General features: G+C 72.8%; 17 protein-coding genes. 10 read left to right on the forward strand and 7 right to left on the reverse strand.

Annotated elements, in window-relative coordinates:
* Positions 1-31: 31 nt before the first annotated feature.
* On the reverse strand, positions 32-2,626 hold the full coding sequence (gene lanKC, locus RFN52_RS37415) for a class III lanthionine synthetase LanKC (protein ID WP_184853353.1): 2,595 nt from the start codon (positions 2,624-2,626) through the stop codon (positions 32-34).
* Between the two features lie 186 nt (positions 2,627-2,812).
* Between lanKC and RFN52_RS37420 the strand changes: the two genes are divergently transcribed.
* Positions 2,813-5,260, forward strand: a complete 2,448-nt coding sequence (locus RFN52_RS37420) for a SpoIIE family protein phosphatase (RefSeq protein ID WP_184853354.1) — start codon at positions 2,813-2,815, stop codon at positions 5,258-5,260.
* A gap of 270 nt (positions 5,261-5,530) precedes the next feature.
* Here RFN52_RS37420 and RFN52_RS37425 read toward each other — a convergent pair whose 3' ends face one another.
* Positions 5,531-6,226 (reverse strand): type 1 glutamine amidotransferase domain-containing protein, encoded by a 696-nt coding sequence (locus RFN52_RS37425; protein ID WP_184853355.1) that lies wholly within the window; start codon positions 6,224-6,226, stop codon positions 5,531-5,533.
* Between the two features lie 153 nt (positions 6,227-6,379).
* Here RFN52_RS37425 and RFN52_RS37430 point away from each other — a divergent pair, with 153 nt between their 5' ends.
* The 7 genes from RFN52_RS37430 (at position 6,380) to RFN52_RS37460 (ending at position 11,993) form a co-directional block, all read left to right on the forward strand.
* The gene (locus RFN52_RS37430; RefSeq protein ID WP_184853356.1) at positions 6,380-7,312 is read left to right on the forward strand and encodes a LysR family transcriptional regulator; all 933 of its coding nucleotides are present in this window, start codon (positions 6,380-6,382) and stop codon (positions 7,310-7,312) included.
* 74 nt (positions 7,313-7,386) lie between these two features.
* On the forward strand, positions 7,387-7,806 hold the full coding sequence (locus RFN52_RS37435) for a CBS domain-containing protein (RefSeq protein ID WP_184853357.1): 420 nt from the start codon (positions 7,387-7,389) through the stop codon (positions 7,804-7,806).
* Positions 7,807-7,987: 181 nt separating this feature from the next.
* The gene (locus tag RFN52_RS37440; protein WP_184854236.1) at positions 7,988-8,170 is read left to right on the forward strand and encodes a hypothetical protein; all 183 of its coding nucleotides are present in this window, start codon (positions 7,988-7,990) and stop codon (positions 8,168-8,170) included.
* Positions 8,171-8,274: 104 nt separating this feature from the next.
* Complete coding sequence (locus RFN52_RS37445; RefSeq protein WP_142156571.1) at positions 8,275-9,342, forward strand: glucose-1-phosphate thymidylyltransferase; 1,068 nt, start codon at positions 8,275-8,277, stop codon at positions 9,340-9,342.
* Positions 9,339-10,319, forward strand: coding sequence for a dTDP-glucose 4,6-dehydratase (gene rfbB / locus RFN52_RS37450; RefSeq protein WP_184853358.1), 981 nt, complete (start codon positions 9,339-9,341; stop codon positions 10,317-10,319). The genes RFN52_RS37445 and rfbB overlap by 4 nt, the downstream gene beginning before the upstream one ends.
* Positions 10,316-11,203: a dTDP-4-dehydrorhamnose reductase gene (gene rfbD / locus RFN52_RS37455; RefSeq protein WP_184853359.1), complete on the forward strand. Its 888-nt coding sequence runs from the start codon at positions 10,316-10,318 to the stop codon at positions 11,201-11,203. The genes rfbB and rfbD overlap by 4 nt, the downstream gene beginning before the upstream one ends.
* Positions 11,190-11,993: a class I SAM-dependent methyltransferase gene (locus RFN52_RS37460; protein WP_107459841.1), complete on the forward strand. Its 804-nt coding sequence runs from the start codon at positions 11,190-11,192 to the stop codon at positions 11,991-11,993. The genes rfbD and RFN52_RS37460 overlap by 14 nt, the downstream gene beginning before the upstream one ends.
* Positions 11,994-12,114: 121 nt before the next feature.
* Here the strand turns inward: RFN52_RS37460 and rfbC are convergent, their stop codons facing one another.
* From rfbC to RFN52_RS37475, 3 genes are all read right to left on the reverse strand, one after another.
* Entirely contained in the window at positions 12,115-12,720 is a 606-nt protein-coding gene (gene rfbC / locus RFN52_RS37465; RefSeq protein ID WP_184853360.1) for a dTDP-4-dehydrorhamnose 3,5-epimerase, read from the reverse strand.
* A 4-nt stretch (positions 12,721-12,724) separates the two neighbouring features.
* Positions 12,725-14,668 (reverse strand): glycosyltransferase family 2 protein, encoded by a 1,944-nt coding sequence (locus tag RFN52_RS37470; RefSeq protein ID WP_184853361.1) that lies wholly within the window; start codon positions 14,666-14,668, stop codon positions 12,725-12,727.
* 173 nt (positions 14,669-14,841) lie between these two features.
* On the reverse strand, positions 14,842-16,737 hold the full coding sequence (locus RFN52_RS37475) for a TerD family protein (protein ID WP_184853362.1): 1,896 nt from the start codon (positions 16,735-16,737) through the stop codon (positions 14,842-14,844).
* A 95-nt stretch (positions 16,738-16,832) separates the two neighbouring features.
* Between RFN52_RS37475 and RFN52_RS37480 the strand changes: the two genes are divergently transcribed.
* Positions 16,833-17,342: a metallophosphoesterase family protein gene (locus RFN52_RS37480; RefSeq protein WP_184853363.1), complete on the forward strand. Its 510-nt coding sequence runs from the start codon at positions 16,833-16,835 to the stop codon at positions 17,340-17,342.
* A gap of 33 nt (positions 17,343-17,375) precedes the next feature.
* Positions 17,376-18,197, forward strand: a complete 822-nt coding sequence (locus RFN52_RS37485; protein ID WP_184853364.1) for a methyltransferase domain-containing protein — start codon at positions 17,376-17,378, stop codon at positions 18,195-18,197.
* Here RFN52_RS37485 and RFN52_RS37490 read toward each other — a convergent pair.
* Together RFN52_RS37490 and RFN52_RS37495 are read right to left on the reverse strand one after the other, a co-directional pair.
* On the reverse strand, positions 18,194-18,745 hold the full coding sequence (locus RFN52_RS37490; protein WP_311241153.1) for a carboxymuconolactone decarboxylase family protein: 552 nt from the start codon (positions 18,743-18,745) through the stop codon (positions 18,194-18,196). The genes RFN52_RS37485 and RFN52_RS37490 overlap by 4 nt on opposite strands.
* 109 nt (positions 18,746-18,854) lie before the next feature.
* Positions 18,855-19,907, reverse strand: a complete 1,053-nt coding sequence (locus RFN52_RS37495; protein ID WP_184853366.1) for an alcohol dehydrogenase catalytic domain-containing protein — start codon at positions 19,905-19,907, stop codon at positions 18,855-18,857.
* Positions 19,908-19,931: the final 24 nt, after the last annotated feature.

Raw genomic sequence — 19,931 nt, forward strand, 5'->3', positions numbered from 1 at the left:
GGTCACGACTCCGCGGGATCGCGGAACCGCGTCAGTGGGGCCGCCTTCCGGGCGGCGGGAGGAAAGGCAGGTGGGCGTCGGTCGCCGGGTCGAGGGCCGCGCCGAGCGCCAGCAGGCACCCTGCCGTTCCGGTGGCGAGGTCCATGGAGAGCCGCATCATCTGGTGGCCGGGGAAGGCCAGTTGGCCCTGGTACGCCATCGCGAACCAGCCGAGCCCGGCGATCTGCGCCGCCAGCCGGTCATCGGTCGCGCCCGGTGCGGTCGTGCGGCTGAGGTGCAGGATCATTCCGGCGCGGCCCTGGAACAGCCCGGGCTGCGCGTAGAAGCGTGAGGTGGCCGCGGTGAGCACACCGGAGCGGGCCGGCGCGAACTCCCCGGCGAGACCGGGGGAGTGGGCGACGAGGTCGTCGAGGACCATGCCGAGGCCCGCGCTGCCGTCGCCGAGGTAGGGCAGGGTCCGCCAGCCCTCGTCGACCTCCAGCGACCCGTTCTCGCGGGTCACGCAGGACGCCAGGTCCCGGCGCAGGGCCACGGCCGCAGCCTCCAGCCAGGCCTCCTCGCCGGTCCACTCGTACTGCCGCAGCATGAGCAGGGCCGGGCCGCTCGCACCGCGCAGCAGTCCGGCGCGCGGCCGGGACGAGGCCGGGACCGGCTCGGTGAGCCGCTGGACGAGGATCCGCGCCGCCTCGTGGGCCCGCTCACCCAGTGCCGCCTCGCCGGTCGTACGGGCCAGGTGCCCGAGGACGAGTCCCAGCCCGGCCAGTCCGCCGTGCAGGTCGGAGGAGAGGTTCTGCCACCGCTCGGCGAGGATGCCCTCGACCAGGTCCAGCGCCCGCTGCCGGTGCCCGAGCCGGTCCAGGACCAGGGCGACGCCCGCGAGCCCGTCGTACAGGCCGAGCGGGGTACCGGCCGGGGCCGGTGCCGTCCGGTCCAGCAGCCAGCGCTCGCCCTCCTCGTACCGCTCGGCGCCGGCCGCGTCCAGCGCGAACAGCACCCCCGCGGCGCCGTGCGCGAGCCCGAGCCCGCCGCCGTCCGAGAATTGCGCGATGTCGCCGGGGAAGAGCCGGTCGGCGCGCTCCGGGGTGGCCGAGGCGAGGATGGCCTTGACCATCGAGTCGCGGCTGTACGGCCAGTCGCCCGGGTCCACCGGCGAGGAGGGAGCGGCCACCGTACGGCCGGACACATCCCGGGTGATCTCCGTGACCGCCTCGTCGAGGAACTCCCGCGGCACGTCCGGGAACTGCTCCGCGATCACCTCCGCCAGGTGCGCCGCCTTGCCCCGGTCGACCACGAACAGCGTGGTCACGGGCAGGAACAGGGCCAGGCGCAGACAGGCCAGCGCATAGCGGTCGACGTCGGCGCCCCGGCGGTCCGGCGGCGCGAAGAACCCGGGGTGGGCGACGACCTGGCGGCCGTTCTCCTCGGTGGGGGCCGCGGCCTCGAAGTCGAGGAGGAACACCGTCTCCTCGTCCGGGGCGACCATGATGTTGAAGACGTGCAGGTCGTTGAAGACGATGCCGCAGCCGTGCACCGCCGCTACGGCCTCCTCCACCCTGCGGTGGATGCGCAGCGCCCAGGCCGTGTAGGAGGCGACGGCCTCCGCGTCGGGGTCCTGGGTGAGCAGCGGATGCCGCTCGGCGAAGAAGGAGTTGAGCGGACGGCCTTCGAGGAAGTCCATCACCAGGAAGCGGTGCCCGCCGAGTTCGAACCAGTCGCGCACCTCCGGGACCACGCCCGTGCCCGCGACCTGTTCCAGCGCCCGTTTCTCGCGCTCCAGCCGGGCGATCGCGTCGGCGCCGTCCGAGGCGAGCCCCGCGTGCGGCCGGCCCTCCTTCAGGACGACCTTGCGTCCGTCCCGGGTGTCGGTGCCCGCGTACACCCCGCCGCCGTTGGAGAAGTGCAGCGCCTTCTCGATGCGGTACGGCAGCTCGCCGGTCGTCGTGTTGTTCCGCGCGTCCAGATGCGGCTGGAGGAACGCCGGGAGCGTCACCCACTCGGGCACCTGGAAGGACGGCGACCGCCGGTCCGGCACCAGCCGTCCCTCGCCGTCCCGCACCGCCGGCACCAGCGAGCCCCGCTCGTCCACGACGAACGCCCGTGCGAAGGCGCCGTAGCGTACGTACAGCGGGCCCTCGCCCCAGCGCAGGTCGGTGAGGATGTACGGCCCCTCGAACCCCTCCAGCAGCGCGCCCAGCTCGCGCAGCACCTGGTGCAGCTGCTCCTCGTCGGCCGGGTAGACGGTGACGAACTTGCCGCTGCCGTCGCGTGGCGCGTACTTGGTGTTGCGCAGGTGGAGCAGGTGCGGGCCCGGCACGAACTTGAAGGGGACGCGCCGCTCGACGCAGTAGTCCCACACGATCGCGGCGATCTTCTCCGCGTTCGCCCGGGTCGCCGAGGCGTGGATCTTCCACCCCTGGGCCGGGCCCTGAAGCGGTTCGCCGTCCGGGCCGAGCGGCGTCATCGTCTGCCAGTCGCCGATCCGGGCCGACTCCCAGCCCTCGGGCAGCGGCCGGCGGGCCGTCTCGTAGAGGTGGGCGGCCGTGCCCTGCCCGCCCTGCGCCAGCCGGTCCGGCGTCTCGTAGAAATGCCGGTCGGCCAGCGCGTACACCTCGTACCGCTTGTCCATGCGTCCCCCTCCGTGACGAGCACCGAGCTTTCCAGCCACGAGACGGGCACGCACAGTCACGCCTGTCACGAGAACACCATGCGGAACGCATGCGTTAAGACATGTTCGGATTCTTTCGAGCGTGCTCGCCGCCGCACCTCCACGGAACGCCCACAGGGGCTGCGCAGGTGTCTCATAAGCGCTGTAATGGCCAACGTGGTCAGTCAGGGCGCCCAAGAGCGCGGAACGCGAACAACGCGTGCCGAAGGTGCCCTCAAGGCGATCGCGGCCGATCAGGAGTCACCCGAACGGCTGCGCCGCGTCCTCGAACAGGCACTCGTCTTCGCCGGTGCGGCCTTCGCCGCCGTCTACGCGCCCGCCCAGGACGGCGAGCTGCTGTGCCTGATGGAGTCGGCCGGGGTCCCGAGGACGCTGTACGGGCTGCGCGACAGCTACCCGCGGGCCGGGTGGTCCCCGGTCGCCGTGGCCCACCGCGGCGGACGGCCGGTGTCGCTGGGCCCGGCGGAGCTGGCCGCGGACGCCCAGGCGCGGCGCGTTCCGTCCGGGGACTTCTTCCTGACGGCCCTGCCCGTGCAGGGGGACGGCGGCTGCCTGCTGGCCGTGAGCGAACGCCCCGGCGGCTTCACCGCCGACGACCTCAGGTGCCTGGAACTCGTCTCCGAAGCGGTCGCCTTCACCGCCCCGGCCGCGCCCGCCGAGGCCGGCGATCTGCCCGCGAGCGCCTTCAGCCTCGCCATGGACACCGGCCGGGTCCGGGTCGGAGACGACCTCCTGGACCTGTTCGGCCTCGACCCCGTGGAGTTCGACGGCCGGGTCGAGACGCTGCTCAGCCTGACCGTCCCCGAGGACCTGCCGTCCCTGATGTCCGTCGTGGAGGCGGACCACATGTCCATCGGCGACCGCGAGCTGGAGTTCCGGGTGCTCCAGCCCACCGGCCCGCCGAAGTGGCTCCGGCTGCGCGGACGCCTCCTGCCCGGCGGAGAGGGCCGCCCGGCGCGGCTCGTGGGCACGGTCGTCGACGTCTCCACGCTGCGCTCCGACGTCACCGACGTGGCCCGCGTCCAGCGCCTGGCCGCCGCGCTGGCCACCGCCGTCACCGTCCGCGACGTCGGCAAGGCCGTGGTCGCGGCGCTGCGCAGGCCCCTGCGGGCCGACCGGATCGCACTCGCCGAGCTGGAGAGCGAGCGGCTCGTCGTCACCGTCCTCGACCCGCCCGAACCCGAGGCATGGCCCGAGCTGTGGCGGTCGGAGTGGCGCACCGAGTGGCCCGACGCCCCCGTGCGCGCCATGCCCACCCTCGCCGCCGCGCTGCGCGAGGGCCGGGCCCGCATCTGGCCCGCCGGAAGCCCCCTGGAACGCGCCCTGGCCGAGGTCGGCCCCGGCGGCCTCGCCGTCCTGCCGCTGCCCGCCGGGAACCGCATGGCCGGAGCCTGCCTGATCGGCTGGGACACCCCGCACGACTTCGGCACCGACGAACGCGCGCTGCTCACCGCCTGCGCCGGTCTCGCCGGGCAGGCCCTGGTGCGGGCCCGGGCCTTCGACGCCGAGCACGAACTCGTCGGCATGCTCCAGCGCCAGCTGCTGCCGCGCAGCCTGCCCCGGCTCCCGGGCGCGGTGGCCGTCGCCCGCTACCTGCCGAGCACTGCCGGACTCGAACTCGGCGGCGACTGGTACGACGTGATCCCGCTGCCCGACAACCACGTCGCCCTCGTCATCGGCGACGTCCAGGGCCACAGCGCCGGTGCCGCCACCCTCATGGGCCAGATGCGCACCGCCCTGCGCGCCTACGCCGTCGAGGGGCACCCGCCGGACGTGGTGGTCGCGCACGCCAACCGGCTCCTCATGGACATGGAAAGCGACCTGTTCGCGACGTGTTGCTATGTCGACGTCGATCTGGAGGAGGGCGCCGCCTGGTGCGTGCGCGCCGGGCACCTGCCGCCGGTGCTGCGCTACCCGGACGGCCGGACCGACATCGCGGAGGCGGAGGGCGGCCCGCCCCTCGGGGTGGTCGCCAGGGCCGACTTCCCCATGAGCCCGTTGCGGCTTCCGCCCGGCACCGTCATCGCCCTGGCCACGGACGGGCTCGTCGAGACACCCGACTCCGACATCGACGAAGGCATGGCGTACCTGGCCGGGCGGCTCGCCGAAGCCGCCCCCACCGACATGGGGCTCGTCGCCGACGCCCTGCTGGGCAACGCCCCGCGCAGCGACGACGTCGCCCTGCTCCTCCTGCGCTACGACGGCATGGACCTGCGCCCGCTCCGGGAGAGCTGGACGGTCTGGCGGGTTCCGCAGGCCGTCGGGCACGCCCGCCGCTTCGCCCGGCGCACCCTGCGCTCCTGGGGCGTCACCGCCGAGTACGACGCCGTCCTCCTCGTCGTCTCCGAACTCGTCACCAACGCCCTCGTCCACACCGACGGCAAGGTCCGCATGGACCTGACCCTCGTGAACGACCGGCTGCGCGTCGCCATCGCCGACGCCTCCCCCCGCTCGCCGGTCAGACCGACCAGCATCGGCTGGGAGGCCACCGGCGGCCGGGGCATCCTCCTCGTCGAGGCCCTCTCCGCGACCTGGGGGACCCTGCCGGTCAGCGGCGGCAAGCAGGTGTGGGCGGAGCTGGTGCTGGGCCGCTGAGCGACCTCGTCGGTCCGGGCCGGGGAGCCCTGCCACCGGTCTGAGCCGGGGAGCCCGGCTGCCGGTCTGAGCCGGGGAGGCCGGCTGCTGGTCCGGGCCGGGGAGGCCGGCTGCTGGTCTGAGCCGGGTAGCCCGGCTGCCGGTCTGAGCTGGAGAGGCCGGCTGCCGGTCTGAGCCGGGTAGCCCGGCTGCCGGTCCGGGCCGGGGAGCCCCGCCACCGGTCCGGGCCGGGGAGCCCCGCCACTCGTCCGGGCCGGCCGCGCCCCCCGCTCAGCCCAGCCGCTTCAGCAGTTCCTCCGCCAGCGGGGCCGACGACGCGGGGTTCTGGCCCGTGACCAGGTTGCGGTCGGTGACCACGTGCGGGGCCCACGGCTCGCCGGCCCGCACGGTCACCCCGGCCTCGGTGAGACGGTCCTGGAGCAGCCACTTCGCGCGGTCGGCGAGACCGCCTTGGACCTCCTCGGCGTTGGTGAACGCCGCGACCTCGTAACCGGCGAAGACGTTCTCGCCGTCGGCCCCCACGGCGGCCAGCAGCGCGGCCGGCCCGTGGCACACGACACCGAGCGGCCTGCCCGACTCCAGGGCCCGGGCGAGCAGCCGGCCGGAGTCGGCGTTCACGGCGAGGTCCTCCATCGGGCCGTGGCCGCCGGGGTAGAAGACGGCCGCGTAGTCGTCCAGCCGGACGTCCTCCAGCCGGACCGGACGCCGCAGCTCGGCGAAGGAGTCCAGCGCCTTCGCGATCCGGTCGGCGTTCTCCTGGCCGCCGTTCACCTCGGGGGCGAGGGAGGCCCGGTCGACGGTGGGCTCGACACCGCCGGGCGTGGCCACGACGACCTCGTGGCCGGCGGCCCGGAACGCCTCGTACGGGGCGACGGCCTCCTCGGCCCAGAAGCCGGTGGGGTGCTCGGTGCCGTCGGCCAGGGTCCAGGTGTCGGCGCCGGTGACGACGAAGAGGATCTTCGACATGGTGCATCTCCGTGGGACGGGCCGCGGGTGGGACAACGCGGCGATGACTCGTTACGAGAACGACCGTAGGCGCCCATACCCCCGGTTTTCCAATGGCACGGCCAATGCCGGACATAGGTTTTCCAATGGCGGGGCGCAGTAGGGTCGGTTCGTGTGAGGCCCCACGACCCCCTCGGCGCCACCGGCGCGCCCGCGCAGCCCGACCTGAACCTGCTGCGCACCTTCCTGGCCGTCTACCGGTCCGGCTCCTTCACGGCCGCCGCGCAGTTGCTGGGCCTGTCCCAGCCGACCGTCACGACACAGATCCGCTCACTGGAGCGGCAGACCGGCCGGGAGCTGTTCGAACGGCTGCCGCGCGGCGCCGCCCCGACCGCCATCGCCGACGAACTCGCTGCCCGTGTCGCGGGGCCCCTGGACGCGCTCGCGGAGGCCACCGGTCACGGCCCCCGGGAGTCGCGCGCCGAGCCGGTCCATCTGGCGGGGCCCGCTGAGCTGCTGTCCACCCGGGCGCTGCCCGCCCTCGTCCCGCTCGTCACCGAAGGCGTACGGCTGCGCGTCACGACGGGACTGACCGAGCCCCTGCTCGACGAGCTGCGCGCCGGCCGCCACGACCTGGTGATCGCCACCACCCGGCCCCGCGGCCGCACCCTGTCCGCGGTGCCGCTGGCCGACGAGGAATTCGTCCTGGTCGCCGCGCCCGCCTGGGCCGGCCGGGTCGCGCGGCGCCCGGCCGCCGACGTGCCCGCCGCGTTGCACGACATTCCGCTGATCGCCTACGCCGAGGACCTGCCCATCATGCGCCGCTACTGGCGGCACGTCTTCGGCCGGCGCCTGAACTGCCGCGCCGCCGTCTCGGTGCCGGATCTGAGGGCCGTCCTGGCGCTGGTCACGGCCGGTGCCGGCTTCAGCGTGCTGCCGCGCTACCTGTGCGCCGGGGCCCTGGCGTCCGGCGCCCTGGTCCTCCTCGACACCCCCGAGGACGCGCCGATCAACACCGGCTTCCTCGTCCAGCGGCCGGGCACCTCGGACAACCCGCACGTGACCCTCGTCCGCGACCGTCTGCTGGAGGCCGGCCGTACCTGGTGACTCCCCGCGACGACCGGGTACCCGGCACGCAGCAGGACGGAGCAACCGCCACGAGCCGAAGGAAGAGGAACGTCATGGCTCAGCATGTCCGCGACATCATGACCGGCGACCCGGTCACCGTCGAGCCGCAGACCTCCGTGGCCGAGGTGGCGCGCATCATGCGCGACGAGGATCTCGGAGTCGTCCTGGTGACGGACGGCGACCAGCTGCGCGGGCTGGTCACCGACCGGGACATCGTGGTCCGGTCGGTCAGCAAGGGCGGCGACCCGGAGCGGATCACCGTGGCCGGCGCGTGCAGCGACGAGCTGGTCACCGTCAGCCCCGACGACGACCTGGTCCACGCGGTGGAGCTGATGCGCGAGCATTCCGTACGCCGCATCCCCGTCGTCGACCACGGGCACCCCGTGGGCATGGTCTCCCTGGGCGACCTGGCCATGGAACGCGCCCCGGAGTCGGCACTCGGCGACATCAGCGCCGCGCGCCCCAACGCCTGACCGGCGGCGACCCGCTGGACGGCCCCGCGCACCTCACCGTGCGCGGGGCCGTCGTCCGTCCAGGAACACCGGGTGGCGGCGGGGGAGTTCGACGGCGCGGCACAGGCGTCCCGGTCCGGGTTTGTTCGGTTTTTCGCTGGGGACTCGAACATCAGTGGAAGCAGAAGGAAGATGATGAGTCGTGGAGTCCATGGACACCAGTGAGAAGCCCGTCGTCCGTCAGCACGAGACCGGCTGGTCGAAGGCGCGCCGCCTGCGCGGAAAGGCCGCGCTGCGGACCTGCCTCCCCGCCGTCGAGGACCGGGGCACCCCGGGAGGGGTGCGCTCCGGGGCGGAGTGGAACATCGTCCGGGGTGAGGACTGATCGCTCTCCGCCGGACCGCGCGGCTACGCCCCGGGTAACTCCGCGCGTCGACAACTAAAAGAAGTGATGTTCACATCCGCCGGATCACGACTAAGGTGAACCGAATGAAGGCTCTCGTGCTGTCCGGCGGCGCAGGAACAAGACTGAGGCCGATCACACACACGTCGGCCAAACAACTGGTGCCCGTGGCCAACAAGGCCGTGCTGTTCTACGGGTTGGAGTCGATCGCCGAGGCCGGCATCACCGACGTGGGCATGATCGTCGGGGAGACGGCCGAGGAGATCGAGGAAGCGGTGGGTGACGGGTCGAAGTTCGGCCTCAAGGTCACCTACATCCCCCAGGAGCGGCCCCTCGGGCTGGCCCACGCGGTATTGATCGCCCGGGACTACCTCGGTGACGACGACTTCGTGATGTACCTCGGCGACAACTTCATCGTCGGCGGCATCACCGGCCTCGTCGAGGAGTTCCGCGGCAACCGGCCCGACGCCCAGATCCTGCTCACGCGCGTGGCCGACCCGCGCGCCTTCGGCGTCGCCGAACTCGACCCGTCCGGCCAGGTGATCGGCCTGGAGGAGAAGCCCGACCAGCCCAAGAGCGATCTCGCGCTGGTCGGCGTCTACATGTTCACCCCCCTCATCCACGAGGCGGTCCGCGCCATCGAACCCTCCTGGCGCGGCGAACTGGAGATCACCCACGCCATCCAGCACCTGATCGACACCCGCGCCGACGTGCGCTCCACGGTCATCAAGGGCTACTGGAAGGACACCGGCAACGTCGGCGACATGCTCGAGGTGAACCGCACGGTCCTCGAAGCGATGGAGCGCCGCATCGACGGCGAGGTGGACGACGCGTCGGAGACCATCGGGCGCGTCGTGCTCGAAGAGGGCGCGCGGATCGTCAACTCCCGTGTCGTGGGGCCCGTCGTCATCGGCTCCGGCACCGTCGTCAGCAACTCCTACATCGGCCCCTTCACCTCCGTCGCCGAGAACTGCCGGATCACCGACAGCGAGCTGGAGTTCTCCATCGTGCTGCGGGACTCCTCGATCCAGGGCGTCGGCCGCATCGAGGCCTCGCTGATCGGCCGGCACGTCGAGGTGACCCCCGCTCCCAGCGTCCCCAGCGCCCACCGTCTCGTCCTCGGAGATCACAGCAAGGTGCAGATCACTTCATGAACCTCCTCGTCACCGGCGCCGCCGGGTTCATCGGCTCCCGCTACGTCCGGGCCCTGCTCGCCTCGGACGCGCCCGACGCGCCGCGCATCACCGTGCTGGACAAGCTCACCTACGCCGGTACCCTCGACAACCTCGAACTGACCCACCCGCGGCTGGAGTTCGTGCAGGGCGACATCTGCGACGCCGAACTGGTCGACAAGCTGATGGCCGACGCGGACCAGGTCGTGCACTTCGCCGCCGAGTCCCACGTCGACCGCTCGATCAGCGGCGCCGCCGACTTCGTCCGCACCAACGTCCTCGGCACCCAGACCCTGCTGGACGCCGCCCTGCGCCACGGCACGGGCCCCTTCGTGCACGTCTCCACCGACGAGGTCTACGGCTCCATCGAGACCGGCTCCTGGCCCGAGGATCACCCGCTCCAGCCCAACTCGCCGTACTCCGCCTCCAAGGCGTCCTCCGACCTGCTCGCGCTGGCCTACCACCGCACCCACGGCCTGGACGTGCGTGTCACGCGCTGCTCCAACAACTACGGCCCGCACCAGTTCCCCGAGAAGGTCATCCCGCTGTTCGTCACCAACCTCCTCGACGGCCACACGGTGCCGCTGTACGGCGAGGGCCGCAACATCCGCGACTGGCTGCACGTCGACGACCACTGCCAGGGCGTCGACCTCGCCCGCACGAAGGGTCGGCCCGGCGAGGTCTACAACATCGGCGGCGGCACCGAACTCACCAACAAGGAACTCACCGGCCTGCTCCTGGACGCCTGCGGGGCTGACTGGGACCGGGTGGAGTACGTCGAGGACCGCAAGGGCCACGACCTGCGCTACTCCGTCGACTGCTCCAAGGCCCGCGAAGAACTCGGCTACCGTCCCCGTCACGACTTCACCACCGGCCTCGCCGAGACCGTCGCCTGGTACCGCGACAACCGTGCGTGGTGGGAGCCCCTCAAGCGGCGCGTCGCCCAGGAGCGGGCATGAAATGGCTGATCACCGGCGCGAGCGGAATGCTCGGCCGTGACGTCGTCGGGGAACTGACCAGCCGCGGCGAGACCGTCGTGGGCCTCGACCGCGCCGCCCTGGACATCACACGCCCCGAAGCCGTCGACGCCGCCGTGCGGGAGCACCGCCCCGACCTCGTCGTGAACTGCGCCGCCTACACGGCCGTCGACGACGCCGAGACCGACGAGGCCCGCGCCCTGGAGATCAACGGCGCCGGTCCACGCCTGCTGGCCCGGGCCTGCGCCGCGCACGACGCCCGCATGATCCATGTCTCCACGGACTACGTCTTCTCCGGCGAGGCCCGCACCACCCCCTACCCGGAGGATCACCCGACCGGCCCGCGCACCGCCTACGGCCGCACCAAACTGGCCGGGGAACGGGCCGTGCTGGAGGAGCTTCCGGGGGCGAGCGCGGTGCTGCGCACGGCGTGGCTCTACGGCGTCCACGGCTCCAGCTTCGTCCGGACCATGATCGGCCTGGAAGCCCGCCGGGACACCCTCGACGTCGTCGACGACCAGCGCGGTCAGCCCACCTGGAGCGCGGACGTCGCCGAGCGGATCGCCGACCTCGGCCCCCGGCTCGGCCCCGACGCGCACGGCGTCTTCCACGCGACCGACTCCGGCGAGGCCACCTGGTACGACCTCGCCCGCGAGGTGTTCTCCCTCATCGGCGCCGACCCGGACCGGGTGCGCCCCACCAGCAGCGCGGCCTTCCCCCGGCCCGCGCCCCGCCCGGCGTACAGCGCCCTCGCCCACGGACGGTGGCAGGAGATCGGCCTGCCGCTGCCGCGCGACTGGCGCTCCGCCCTGCATGAAGCACTGCCCCGCATCCGCAAGGAAGGTCTTCCTCGTGAAACGCCATGAGTTCCTCCGGGAACTGCACAAGGTCAGCGCCAATCGCAACTACCTGGAGATCGGCGTCAACGACGGGCGCAGCCTGACGCTGTCCCGCGTCCCCAGCATCGCGATCGACCCGGCCTTCAAGGTGGTCTCGGAGCTGAGGTGCGACGTCCACCTGGTGAAGGCCACCAGCGACGACTTCTTCGCGCGCGACAACCCGCTCCAGCACCTCAAGGGCGGCCGCCACCCGCTGCGCAACCTGCGCCGCGGCCGCAGCCCGATCGGCTACTGGCGCCGCACGACGCTGGACCTGTCGTTCATCGACGGCATGCACCTGTTCGAGTTCGCGCTGCGCGACTTCATGAACGTCGAGAAGTACTCGGACTGGGGCAGTGTGATCGTCCTCGACGACATGCTGCCGCGCAGCATCGACGAAGCGGCCCGCGACCGGCACACCAACGCCTGGACCGGCGACGTCTACAAGATCACCGAGGTGCTGGCGCGCTACCGCCCGGACCTGGTCACGGTGCAGGTGGACACCGCCCCCACCGGCCAGCTGGTCGTCTTCGGCGCCGACCCGGACAACCGGGTCCTGCACGACAAGTACGACGAGATCATGGCCGAGTACAAGATCCCCGACCCGCAGAAGGTCCCCGAGGCGATCCTGGAGCGGGCGGGCGCGGTCCGGCCCGAGACCCTCCTGGGAGCGGGCTTCTGGCGCCCCCTCACCCAGGCCCGTAACCGGGGGCTGCCCCGCTCCATCGGCTGGGAGCCCCTGCGCAAGGCCCTGCAGCAGGTCGGCGTCAGCCGTTGACCGACGGCGCCGGCCACCGCCCGGGGGTGGCCGGCGCCGACGGCCTTCCCGGCCTGGCACGACACAGGCCCGGACGCTGCACGCGTCCGGGCCTGCGGTGTGTCCCAGGGGCGGCCGAGGGCTACGTCCCCTGCCCGCCCCGCAGTTCCGCGTAGTGGGCCAGGCAGGCCTCGTACGACGGCAGCAGCCCCTGGCGTTCCGCCTCCGCCAGGGTCGGGGCCTGCTCGTCCTTGGGGGACAGGAGCGGGGTGATGCCCTCGGGCCACTCGATGCCCAGGGCAGGGTCGAGGGGGTGGATGCCGTGTTCGCGGCCCGGGGCGTAGCCCTCCGAGCACAGGTAGACCACCGTCGCGTCGTCCGTGAGGGCCATGAAGGCGTGACCGAGGCCCTCCGCGAGGAACACCGCGTGCCGCGTGTCGTCGTCGAGCCGTACGGCCTCCCACTTCCCGTAGGTGGGGGAGCCGACACGGATGTCGATCACCACGTCCAGGACGGCGCCGCGTACACAGGTGACGTACTTGGCCTGGCTGGGCGGCACATCGGCGAAGTGCACGCCCCGCAGCACGCCCCGCCGTGAGACCGAGCAGTTGGCCTGGGCCAGCGACAGGTCGTACCCCGTCGCCTCGCGGAACTCCGCACCCCGGTACCACTCGTGGAAGCTGCCCCGGTCGTCCGGGAAGATCTTGGGCTCCAGAACCCAGGCGCCCTCTATACCCAGGGGTCGCATACCGTCACCGCCCTCCGGTCCTGATACGGGAATTCACCTTCCGGCGCGCGGCACCGAGCACGCGTCGCGCGCGCCGGGCCAGCCGCAGCGCGACACCGGGCCCCGGCACCGGCGTCACCAGCACGCTGCCATCCCCGGCCCGCAGCGCGAACGGCAGACCGGTGAAGCGCGCCTGGCCGGAGCGCGGGTTCAGGCACACGGCCACCCGCCAGACGTCGCCCGACAGGTCCTCGGCGGGCAGGTCCGCCGCCAGCACCGAGCCCGGCCGGTCCGCCTCGGGCGACAGCGTGCCCGGCACCTCCAGGATCCGGCGGGAGGAGACGAACCTCAGCCGCACCTCGGTGTCGCCCGTGACGTGCACCGGGAGCAGGACCCGGAACCGCTCGTCGGAGACGGTGACGTCCCCCAGCTGCACGCGGCCCAGCCCGAGCCGCTTGCCGCGCGGGCGGAGCTCCAGGGAGAAATTGCCGTGCGGTTCGGTCCAGTACGGCAGCACCGGGCGGTCGCCGACGACGCCCACCTCCGGCGTGGGCCGGTGCTCGCGCGGCGCCGGGCCCAGCCGGCACTCCTTGGTCCAGCCGCCCGTCTTCACCCGGACCAGTGCGTCCCAGGCCCCGTCACGCGGCAGGGCGGCCGGGTCGACCGTCGCGGTCGCCCGCAGCACCAGCCGGACCTCCGCGCCGTCCCCGGCGGGCACGGTCTCGCGCGTGAACTCCACCGGCTGGAAGTACTGCGCGGCGCTGGAGCGCTCCCGCAGCAGCAGATCGGCCGCGGCCTGCCCGAACCGGGCAGCGGTCTCCGAGGCCACCCACCGCACGGCCTCGGTCACGTCCTTCGGCACGTCGGTCAGCGGCGCGGCCGCGGCGCCGGCCGGGTACAGCATCGGCTCGCCGCCGGACAGGTACTCGGCCGTGAAGTCGATGTGGAGCAAGCCGTCGCGCCATGCGATGCCCCCGGGGGCCGCCACGGGGGCGACGCCGGCCTCCCACTCCGCGAAGGCCACCACGTCGTCGTACCGGTCGGCCGCCGTCAGCGCGGCGACGACCTGCTGCGTCGGCTGCAGACCGGCCGCGACACCGGGCCCGAAGCGCTCGACGACGACCTCGTGGATCTCCCCGAACAGCTCCCTGCGGTAGTCGTCCGGCAGGTTCAGCAGGCGCCGGGACCGCAGCCGCTCCACCATCTCCACCCGCAGCCAGCGCCGGAACAGCCGGTCGCGCACCGGACCGGGTTCCGTGTACCGCTCGACGACGTCGAGGGCCTCGCGCAGGTTCCTGAAGTAGCCGACGGGGTCGAAGCGTTCGAAACCGGCGTTGGAGCCGTCGTCCCGCCGGAGGTGGTAGTAGCAGACGTAGTCGCTGAGCACGGAGACGTTCTCCGCGCGCAGATACGCCTCCGCGATGAAGACGTGGTCCTCCAGGCGCCGCCTGCCCTCGGGGAAGCGCAGGCCGATGCGGTCCAGGAAGGCGCGGCGGAACATCTTGTGCGGGGTGAGGCTGTCGATGAGCGGGGCGTTCTCGACGGTGGCGCGCGGATGGTTGCGGCGGAACAGCTCCACCGGCACCCCGCGGCCCTTCCCGGCCATCTTGCCCACGACCACGTCGGCGCCGTTGGCCACGCCGTAGTCGTACATCCGCTCCAGGGCCTCGTCGCCCAGGTAGTCGTCGTTGTCGACGAACATCACGAACTCGCCCCGGGAGGCTTCGATGCCGACGTTGCGGGGCTTGCCCGACCAGCCGGAGTTCTCCTGGTGGATGACCTTCATCCGGGGGTCCTCGGCGGCGAGCGCGTCGAGGCGGGCCGGCGTCTCGTCGGTCGAGCCGTCGTCGACGAAGATCACCTCGAACTCGTCGGGAGGCAGCGACTGCCGCTGCAGCGAGGAGATGCAGTCCTCGATGTAGATCCCCGGGTTGTACACGGGGATGATGACGCTGACCTTGACCGGCATCGGGTTTCCGGGCCCCTTCGGGTCGCTCGCCGTAGACGTCCTGTTGTACTGCGTGTTGCCCGATGCTAACCCGCTCGGCGAGGCCGCCTCACCTTTCGAGACCTCGCCGTGATCATCTCCGCCCGCGGGGCAACTGAGCTGCGGTGTCTGTCTGTTCGCGGTCAAAGTGCGCTTCAGCCGGCGACATCCACACCGTAGCCCCGGGCCAGGGCGCCCAGACCTTGGTCGTACCCCTGTCCCACGGTGCGCAGGCGCCACAGCGGGCCGCGGCGGTAGAGCTCGGCGAGCAGCAGGGTGCGCTCGGTGGTCGCGGCGTCCAGAGTGGCCTGCACCAGGGGCGCGGCGCTGGGGCCCGGCCCGGAGCTGATGTGGATCGCGCCGACGTCCCCGAAGGTGGGCGAGCCGTCGATGGCGGCGGCGACCACGACCTTGCGGGCCGAGGGCGGCAGTGCGGCGAGATCGACGCCGATGGTCTGCTCGGTCGGCCCGTCGCTGTGCAGCCGCACCGTCCCGCCCGGATTCTCCGGCGCGCCGTAGAAGACGAAGTCCTCGTCGAAGCAGACCTGTTCGTCCTCGTCGACGACGAAGGCGACCACGTCGATCTCGCACGACGTCTGCTGCGCCCAGGCAGCGGTGACGGTCCAGGGGACCGCGGCGGCGGATCCGCTCGGCTGCGGCAGGTCGATGACACCGCCGCGCGGAAGGACCCGCGGTGCCGCCTGCCCGCCGCCCTGCCGGGCGAGCGGGGTGATGACCGGGGCGTCCAGCCACGCTGCCTCATGTGTGGGGAAGGCCAGGGCGGTGATCCGCTTCATCCGGCGGTCCCGGTCGCCGCCCTCCAGGAGTACGACGTCGGTGACGCTGGAGGAGAGGTTGATCGCCGCTGCTCCGCCGAGCTCGACGATCCGGCCGCGGGCCGCGACGGCATCGGGGTGCGTGCCACCGAGCACCAGGACGCGCCGTCCGGACAGGGGACGGTCCTGCGCGGCCGGGTGTGCCGGACGCGGTGGCGTGGACGGTGCCGATGGCACCGGCCCGGGGAGGACGACGGCGGGCGCCGTGGGTTCCTGGACCGGTTGCGGGGTGGGGGCCGGGACGGGGGCTACCGCGGGCGAGGGGATCGCGGCTTCCGGGCTTCGCGTCCGTTCGTGCGGTGTCCCCGGCCGCACGTCCCCCAGCAGCCTCACGAACGTGGACTCGTCGAGCACCGGCACCCCCTCGGCCAGCGCGCGACGTGCCTTGCCGGAGCCGGACGAGGCGTCGTTGGTGACCAGTGCGCTGGTGTGCCGGCTGACGGACGCCATGACGTTCAGCCCGGCCTCGACGGCCTGCCGCTCCAGCTGTGCGCGCGGCACCAGCGTCTCACCGGTGATCGCGACCTTCATGCCCTGCACCAGTGGCCCGCCCGGCTCCGGCCGCCCCGGATTGCGGTAGGCGCACGGCGTCTTGGGCGTCCGGGGAGCGAACCGGGGGTCCTGGCGGGGCGGGCAGGACACGAACGGCAACGGCAGTTCGAGGCGCGCCGCCTCCCGCAGCGAGGCACGCAGCACACCCGCCAGCACCCGCGTGTCGTCGAGCGCGTCGTGCGCCCTGACCTGGGGGACGCCGTAGTGGGCGGCGAGCGTGCCCAGCCTGAGATCCTCGGTCGGCGGATCGACCCGGCGGTTCAGGGCGAGGGTGCACAGGCGACGGGCCACCGGCAGCGCGGCCCCGGCACGGGCGAACTCGTGGGCGAGGAAGTCGTAGTCGAACTGCGCGTTGTGCGCGACGAGCACGCGGTCCCGCAGCATCGCCGCGATCCGCGGCGCCACCTGGTCGAAGACCGGCGCACCGCGCAGCCGCTCGGCCGTGAGCCCGTGGACATGCACCGGCCCGGGATCGCATCCGGGGTCGAGGAGCGTCGAGAACTCCTCCGTCTGCTCCCCGTCCGGCCCCAGCACCACCACGGCCACCGACAGCACCCGGTCTCGACGGGCGACGAGTCCTGACGTCTCCACGTCGAGCACCGCCCAGTCGTGGGCATAGTCGCGCAGGCCGGGCTCATCGAAGGCAGGGGAGAGGAGAGACATGGAGGAAGGATGGAGGGATCTTCACCGATCCTTCAACCCGGATGTCGATTCATCCGTATAAGTGGATATCGAGCGACACCCTCTAGGGTGATGACGTGCGACTGCTCCTGATGTCCGACACCCACCTGCCCAAGCGTGCCAAGGTCCTTCCCGACCCCCTGCTCGCCGAAATCCCCCACGCCGACGTCGTGTTCCACGCCGGGGACTGGGTCGACACGGAAACGCTCGATCTGCTGGAGGCCCGCTGTCGCCGGCTCGTCGGGGTGTACGGCAACAACGACGGGCCGGATCTGCGCGCCCGGCTGCCGGAGGTGGCGTACGCGGAACTGGCAGGGGTGCGGTTCGGCGTGATCCACGAGACGGGCGCCGCGCAGGGCCGGGAACAGCGGTGCGCCGCCCGCTTCCCCGGCCTGGACGTTCTGGTCTTCGGCCACAGCCACATCCCCTGGGACACCACGGCCCCCACCGGCCTGCGCCTGCTGAACCCGGGCTCCCCGACGGACCGCCGCCGCCAGCCGCACTGCACGTACATGACCGCCACGGTCGCCGACGGGCTGCTCACGGACGTGGAACTGCACCGGCTGCCGCCCCGCGCACCGCGCTGAACCGCCCGCCCGGGCCCGTGACATGATCGCCGCATGGCTCAGGACGAGGGATACCTCCTGGACAACCGGCAGGCCGAGGCCGGAACCCGCTTCGACGCGCTGGCGGCCCTCTTCGACGCCTCGACGTTCCGGCACTTCGAGGCGGCCGGGGTCGCCGAGGGGTGGCGGTGCTGGGAGGTCGGGGCCGGCGGCCCGAGCGTGGCGGCGTGGCTGCGCGAGCGGGTCGGGCCGGGTGGCCGCGTGCTCGCCACCGACATCGACGTGTCCTGGACGGGTACGGCCGCCACCGAGGGCGTGGAGGTGCTCCGGCACGACGTCGGCCGCGACGACCCTCCGCCCGGCCCCTTCGACCTGGTGCACACCCGGCTCGTCCTGGTCCACGTCACCGAGCGCGACGCCGCGCTGCGCGCCATGGTCCGGGCGCTGCGGCCGGGTGGGCTGCTGCTGGTCGAGGACGCCGACCCCGCGCTGCAGCCGCTGATCTGCCCCGACGAGCACGGCCCCGAGCAGGAGCGGGCCAACCGGCTCCGCAGCGGTTTCCGCGCACTGCTGCGGCAGCGCGGCGCAGATCTCTCCTACGGGCGCAGACTGCCGCGACTGCTGCGCGAGGCCGGCCTGGTGGACGTGGAGGCCGACGCCTACTTCCCGGTCACCTCGCCCGCCTGCGACGCCCTGGAGGCGGCCACCGTCCGGCAGGTGCGGGACAGGCTCGTCGCCGCGGGCCTCGCCACGGACGAGGAGATCGACGGGCATCTCGCCGCCGTCGAGGCGGGACGCCTGGACCTCGCCACCTCGCCGATGATCTCGGCCTGGGGCCGCAGACCGACCGGCGACGGCTCGCGGCGGCTCGTCTAGGGCCCTTCCGTGAAGCCGGTGCCGTCGAAACCGGGCTCCAGTTCCACACCGGTGGCGTTCAGGAAGAAGGCCACCATGTGGTACTGCCCCACCAGCACGACGAGCTCGATCAGTTCGGCCTCGTCGAAGTGCTCGGCCAGACCCGCCCAGGTGGCGTCGGACATCGTGGCATCGCGGTTCAACTCGTCCGCCGCCCGGATCAGATGCCTCTGGAGGCCCGCCCAGCCGGGTGCCTCCGGCCCTTCGCCGATGCGGTCGATGTCCGCGTCCGTGACGCCCTCGGCCCTGGCCAGGGGGAGGTGCCGCCCCCACTCGTAGCGCGAGCCGGTGTTCCACGCGGTCCGCAGGATCAGTAACTCGCGTACGTCTCCCGGCAGTCGGCCGCTGACGAGCAACTGTCCGCCGAACGGCATGAACCGCTCGTAGAGATCGGGATGGCGTACGAGCGTGGTGAAGATGTTCGGGATCCCGCCCCCGGGGTCGCGGGGTGCGACGGCCAGCAATTCCCGGGTCCGCGGGTCTCCCTGTCCTCCGGGGAGCGGTGTCACCCGCGGACGGTTCGGTCGGGCGGCTTCGTGGCGCTGCGGCATGGCGGCCTCCAGTCTCCGAGGGACTCACCCTAGAGACCGCGCTCAGCGAGTGAAAGGCCCGGAGCGATCAGCCGGCCGGGTCGAGAAGGATCTTGCGGACGCCGTCGGAGCGGCTCGCGAACAGCTCGTACGCGGCCGGGCCTTCGGAGAGGGCGAAGCGGTGGGAGACCACGACCTCGGGCCTGATCCGGCCGGCGCGGGTGAGGGCGATCAGAGGAGGGAGTTCGTAGTGCACGGAGCACAGCCCGATGGCGAACTCCAGTTCCTTGACCTGCGCCAGGTACATGTGGAACGGGAACGCCTTGTTCTGGCTGACGCCGATGACGCTGACCCGGCCGGCCTGCCGGACGGCCTTGAGGGCGAGCTGGATCGTTGCGTCGGAACCCACCGCCTCCACCACGGCGTCCGGTCCACGGCCGGCGGTCATGTCCCGGATGGCCGCCCGCGCGTCGTCACCCTCGACCGGCTCGACGCCCAGGCCGGCGGCGAAGGCACGGCGCTCCGCGACCAGGTCCACGCCCAGCACCCGGGCCGCGCCCATCGCGAACGCGGACTGCGCGGCCATCAGGCCGACCGGACCGAGCCCGACGACCAGGACGGTCTCACCGGGCTGGATACGGGCACGGCGGCAGCCGTACCAGGCTGTGGGGGCGTTGTCCGTCAGGACGACGGCGGCCTCGTCGGAGATGTCCTCGGGCAGGTGCACCAGATTGACGTCGGCGCAGGGCACGGCCAGGAGCTGAGCCTGGGTGCCCGGGAGCTTCGGGCTCACCCCGTAGCAGAGCTCCGTGCTCGACTCGGCGCGCTCGCAGCGGGCGGTGAACCCGGCCGCGCACTGCGCGCACTGCGCACAGCCGACGGAGGCGGGCACCAGAACCCGGTCGCCGGGCTTGAACCGGGTGACCCGGCCGCCGGTGTCGACGACCACGCCGACGCACTCGTGTCCCGGTGTGTAGCCCAGTTCCGGGCTGAACCCGTTGCCGCCGTAGATGTGCAGGTCGCTGCCGCAGATCCCGGCCGCGGTCACCCGCACCACCGCGTCGGCGGGGCCGGTGACGGCCGGGTCGGGGACCTCCCCGTAGCGGATGTCGTGACGGCCGTGGTAGGTCAGTGCCTTCATCGGATCTCTCCCTCCCCTCGGACC

This window comes from Streptomyces collinus, assembly GCF_031348265.1.
Taxonomy (GTDB): Bacteria; Actinomycetota; Actinomycetes; order Streptomycetales; family Streptomycetaceae; genus Streptomyces; species Streptomyces collinus.

Coding starts and splice junctions, on each gene's coding strand:
- lanKC (WP_184853353.1), bottom strand. CDS start 2,626: ATGGACAAGCGGTACGAGGTGTACGCGCTGGCCGACCGGCATTTCTAC.
- RFN52_RS37420 (WP_184853354.1), top strand. CDS start 2,813: ATGGCCAACGTGGTCAGTCAGGGCGCCCAAGAGCGCGGAACGCGAACA.
- RFN52_RS37425 (WP_184853355.1), bottom strand. CDS start 6,226: ATGTCGAAGATCCTCTTCGTCGTCACCGGCGCCGACACCTGGACCCTG.
- RFN52_RS37435 (WP_184853357.1), top strand. CDS start 7,387: ATGGCTCAGCATGTCCGCGACATCATGACCGGCGACCCGGTCACCGTC.
- RFN52_RS37445 (WP_142156571.1), top strand. CDS start 8,275: ATGAAGGCTCTCGTGCTGTCCGGCGGCGCAGGAACAAGACTGAGGCCG.
- rfbB (WP_184853358.1), top strand. CDS start 9,339: ATGAACCTCCTCGTCACCGGCGCCGCCGGGTTCATCGGCTCCCGCTAC.
- rfbD (WP_184853359.1), top strand. CDS start 10,316: ATGAAATGGCTGATCACCGGCGCGAGCGGAATGCTCGGCCGTGACGTC.
- rfbC (WP_184853360.1), bottom strand. CDS start 12,720: ATGCGACCCCTGGGTATAGAGGGCGCCTGGGTTCTGGAGCCCAAGATC.
- RFN52_RS37470 (WP_184853361.1), bottom strand. CDS start 14,668: ATGCCGGTCAAGGTCAGCGTCATCATCCCCGTGTACAACCCGGGGATC.
- RFN52_RS37475 (WP_184853362.1), bottom strand. CDS start 16,737: ATGTCTCTCCTCTCCCCTGCCTTCGATGAGCCCGGCCTGCGCGACTAT.
- RFN52_RS37485 (WP_184853364.1), top strand. CDS start 17,376: ATGGCTCAGGACGAGGGATACCTCCTGGACAACCGGCAGGCCGAGGCC.
- RFN52_RS37495 (WP_184853366.1), bottom strand. CDS start 19,907: ATGAAGGCACTGACCTACCACGGCCGTCACGACATCCGCTACGGGGAG.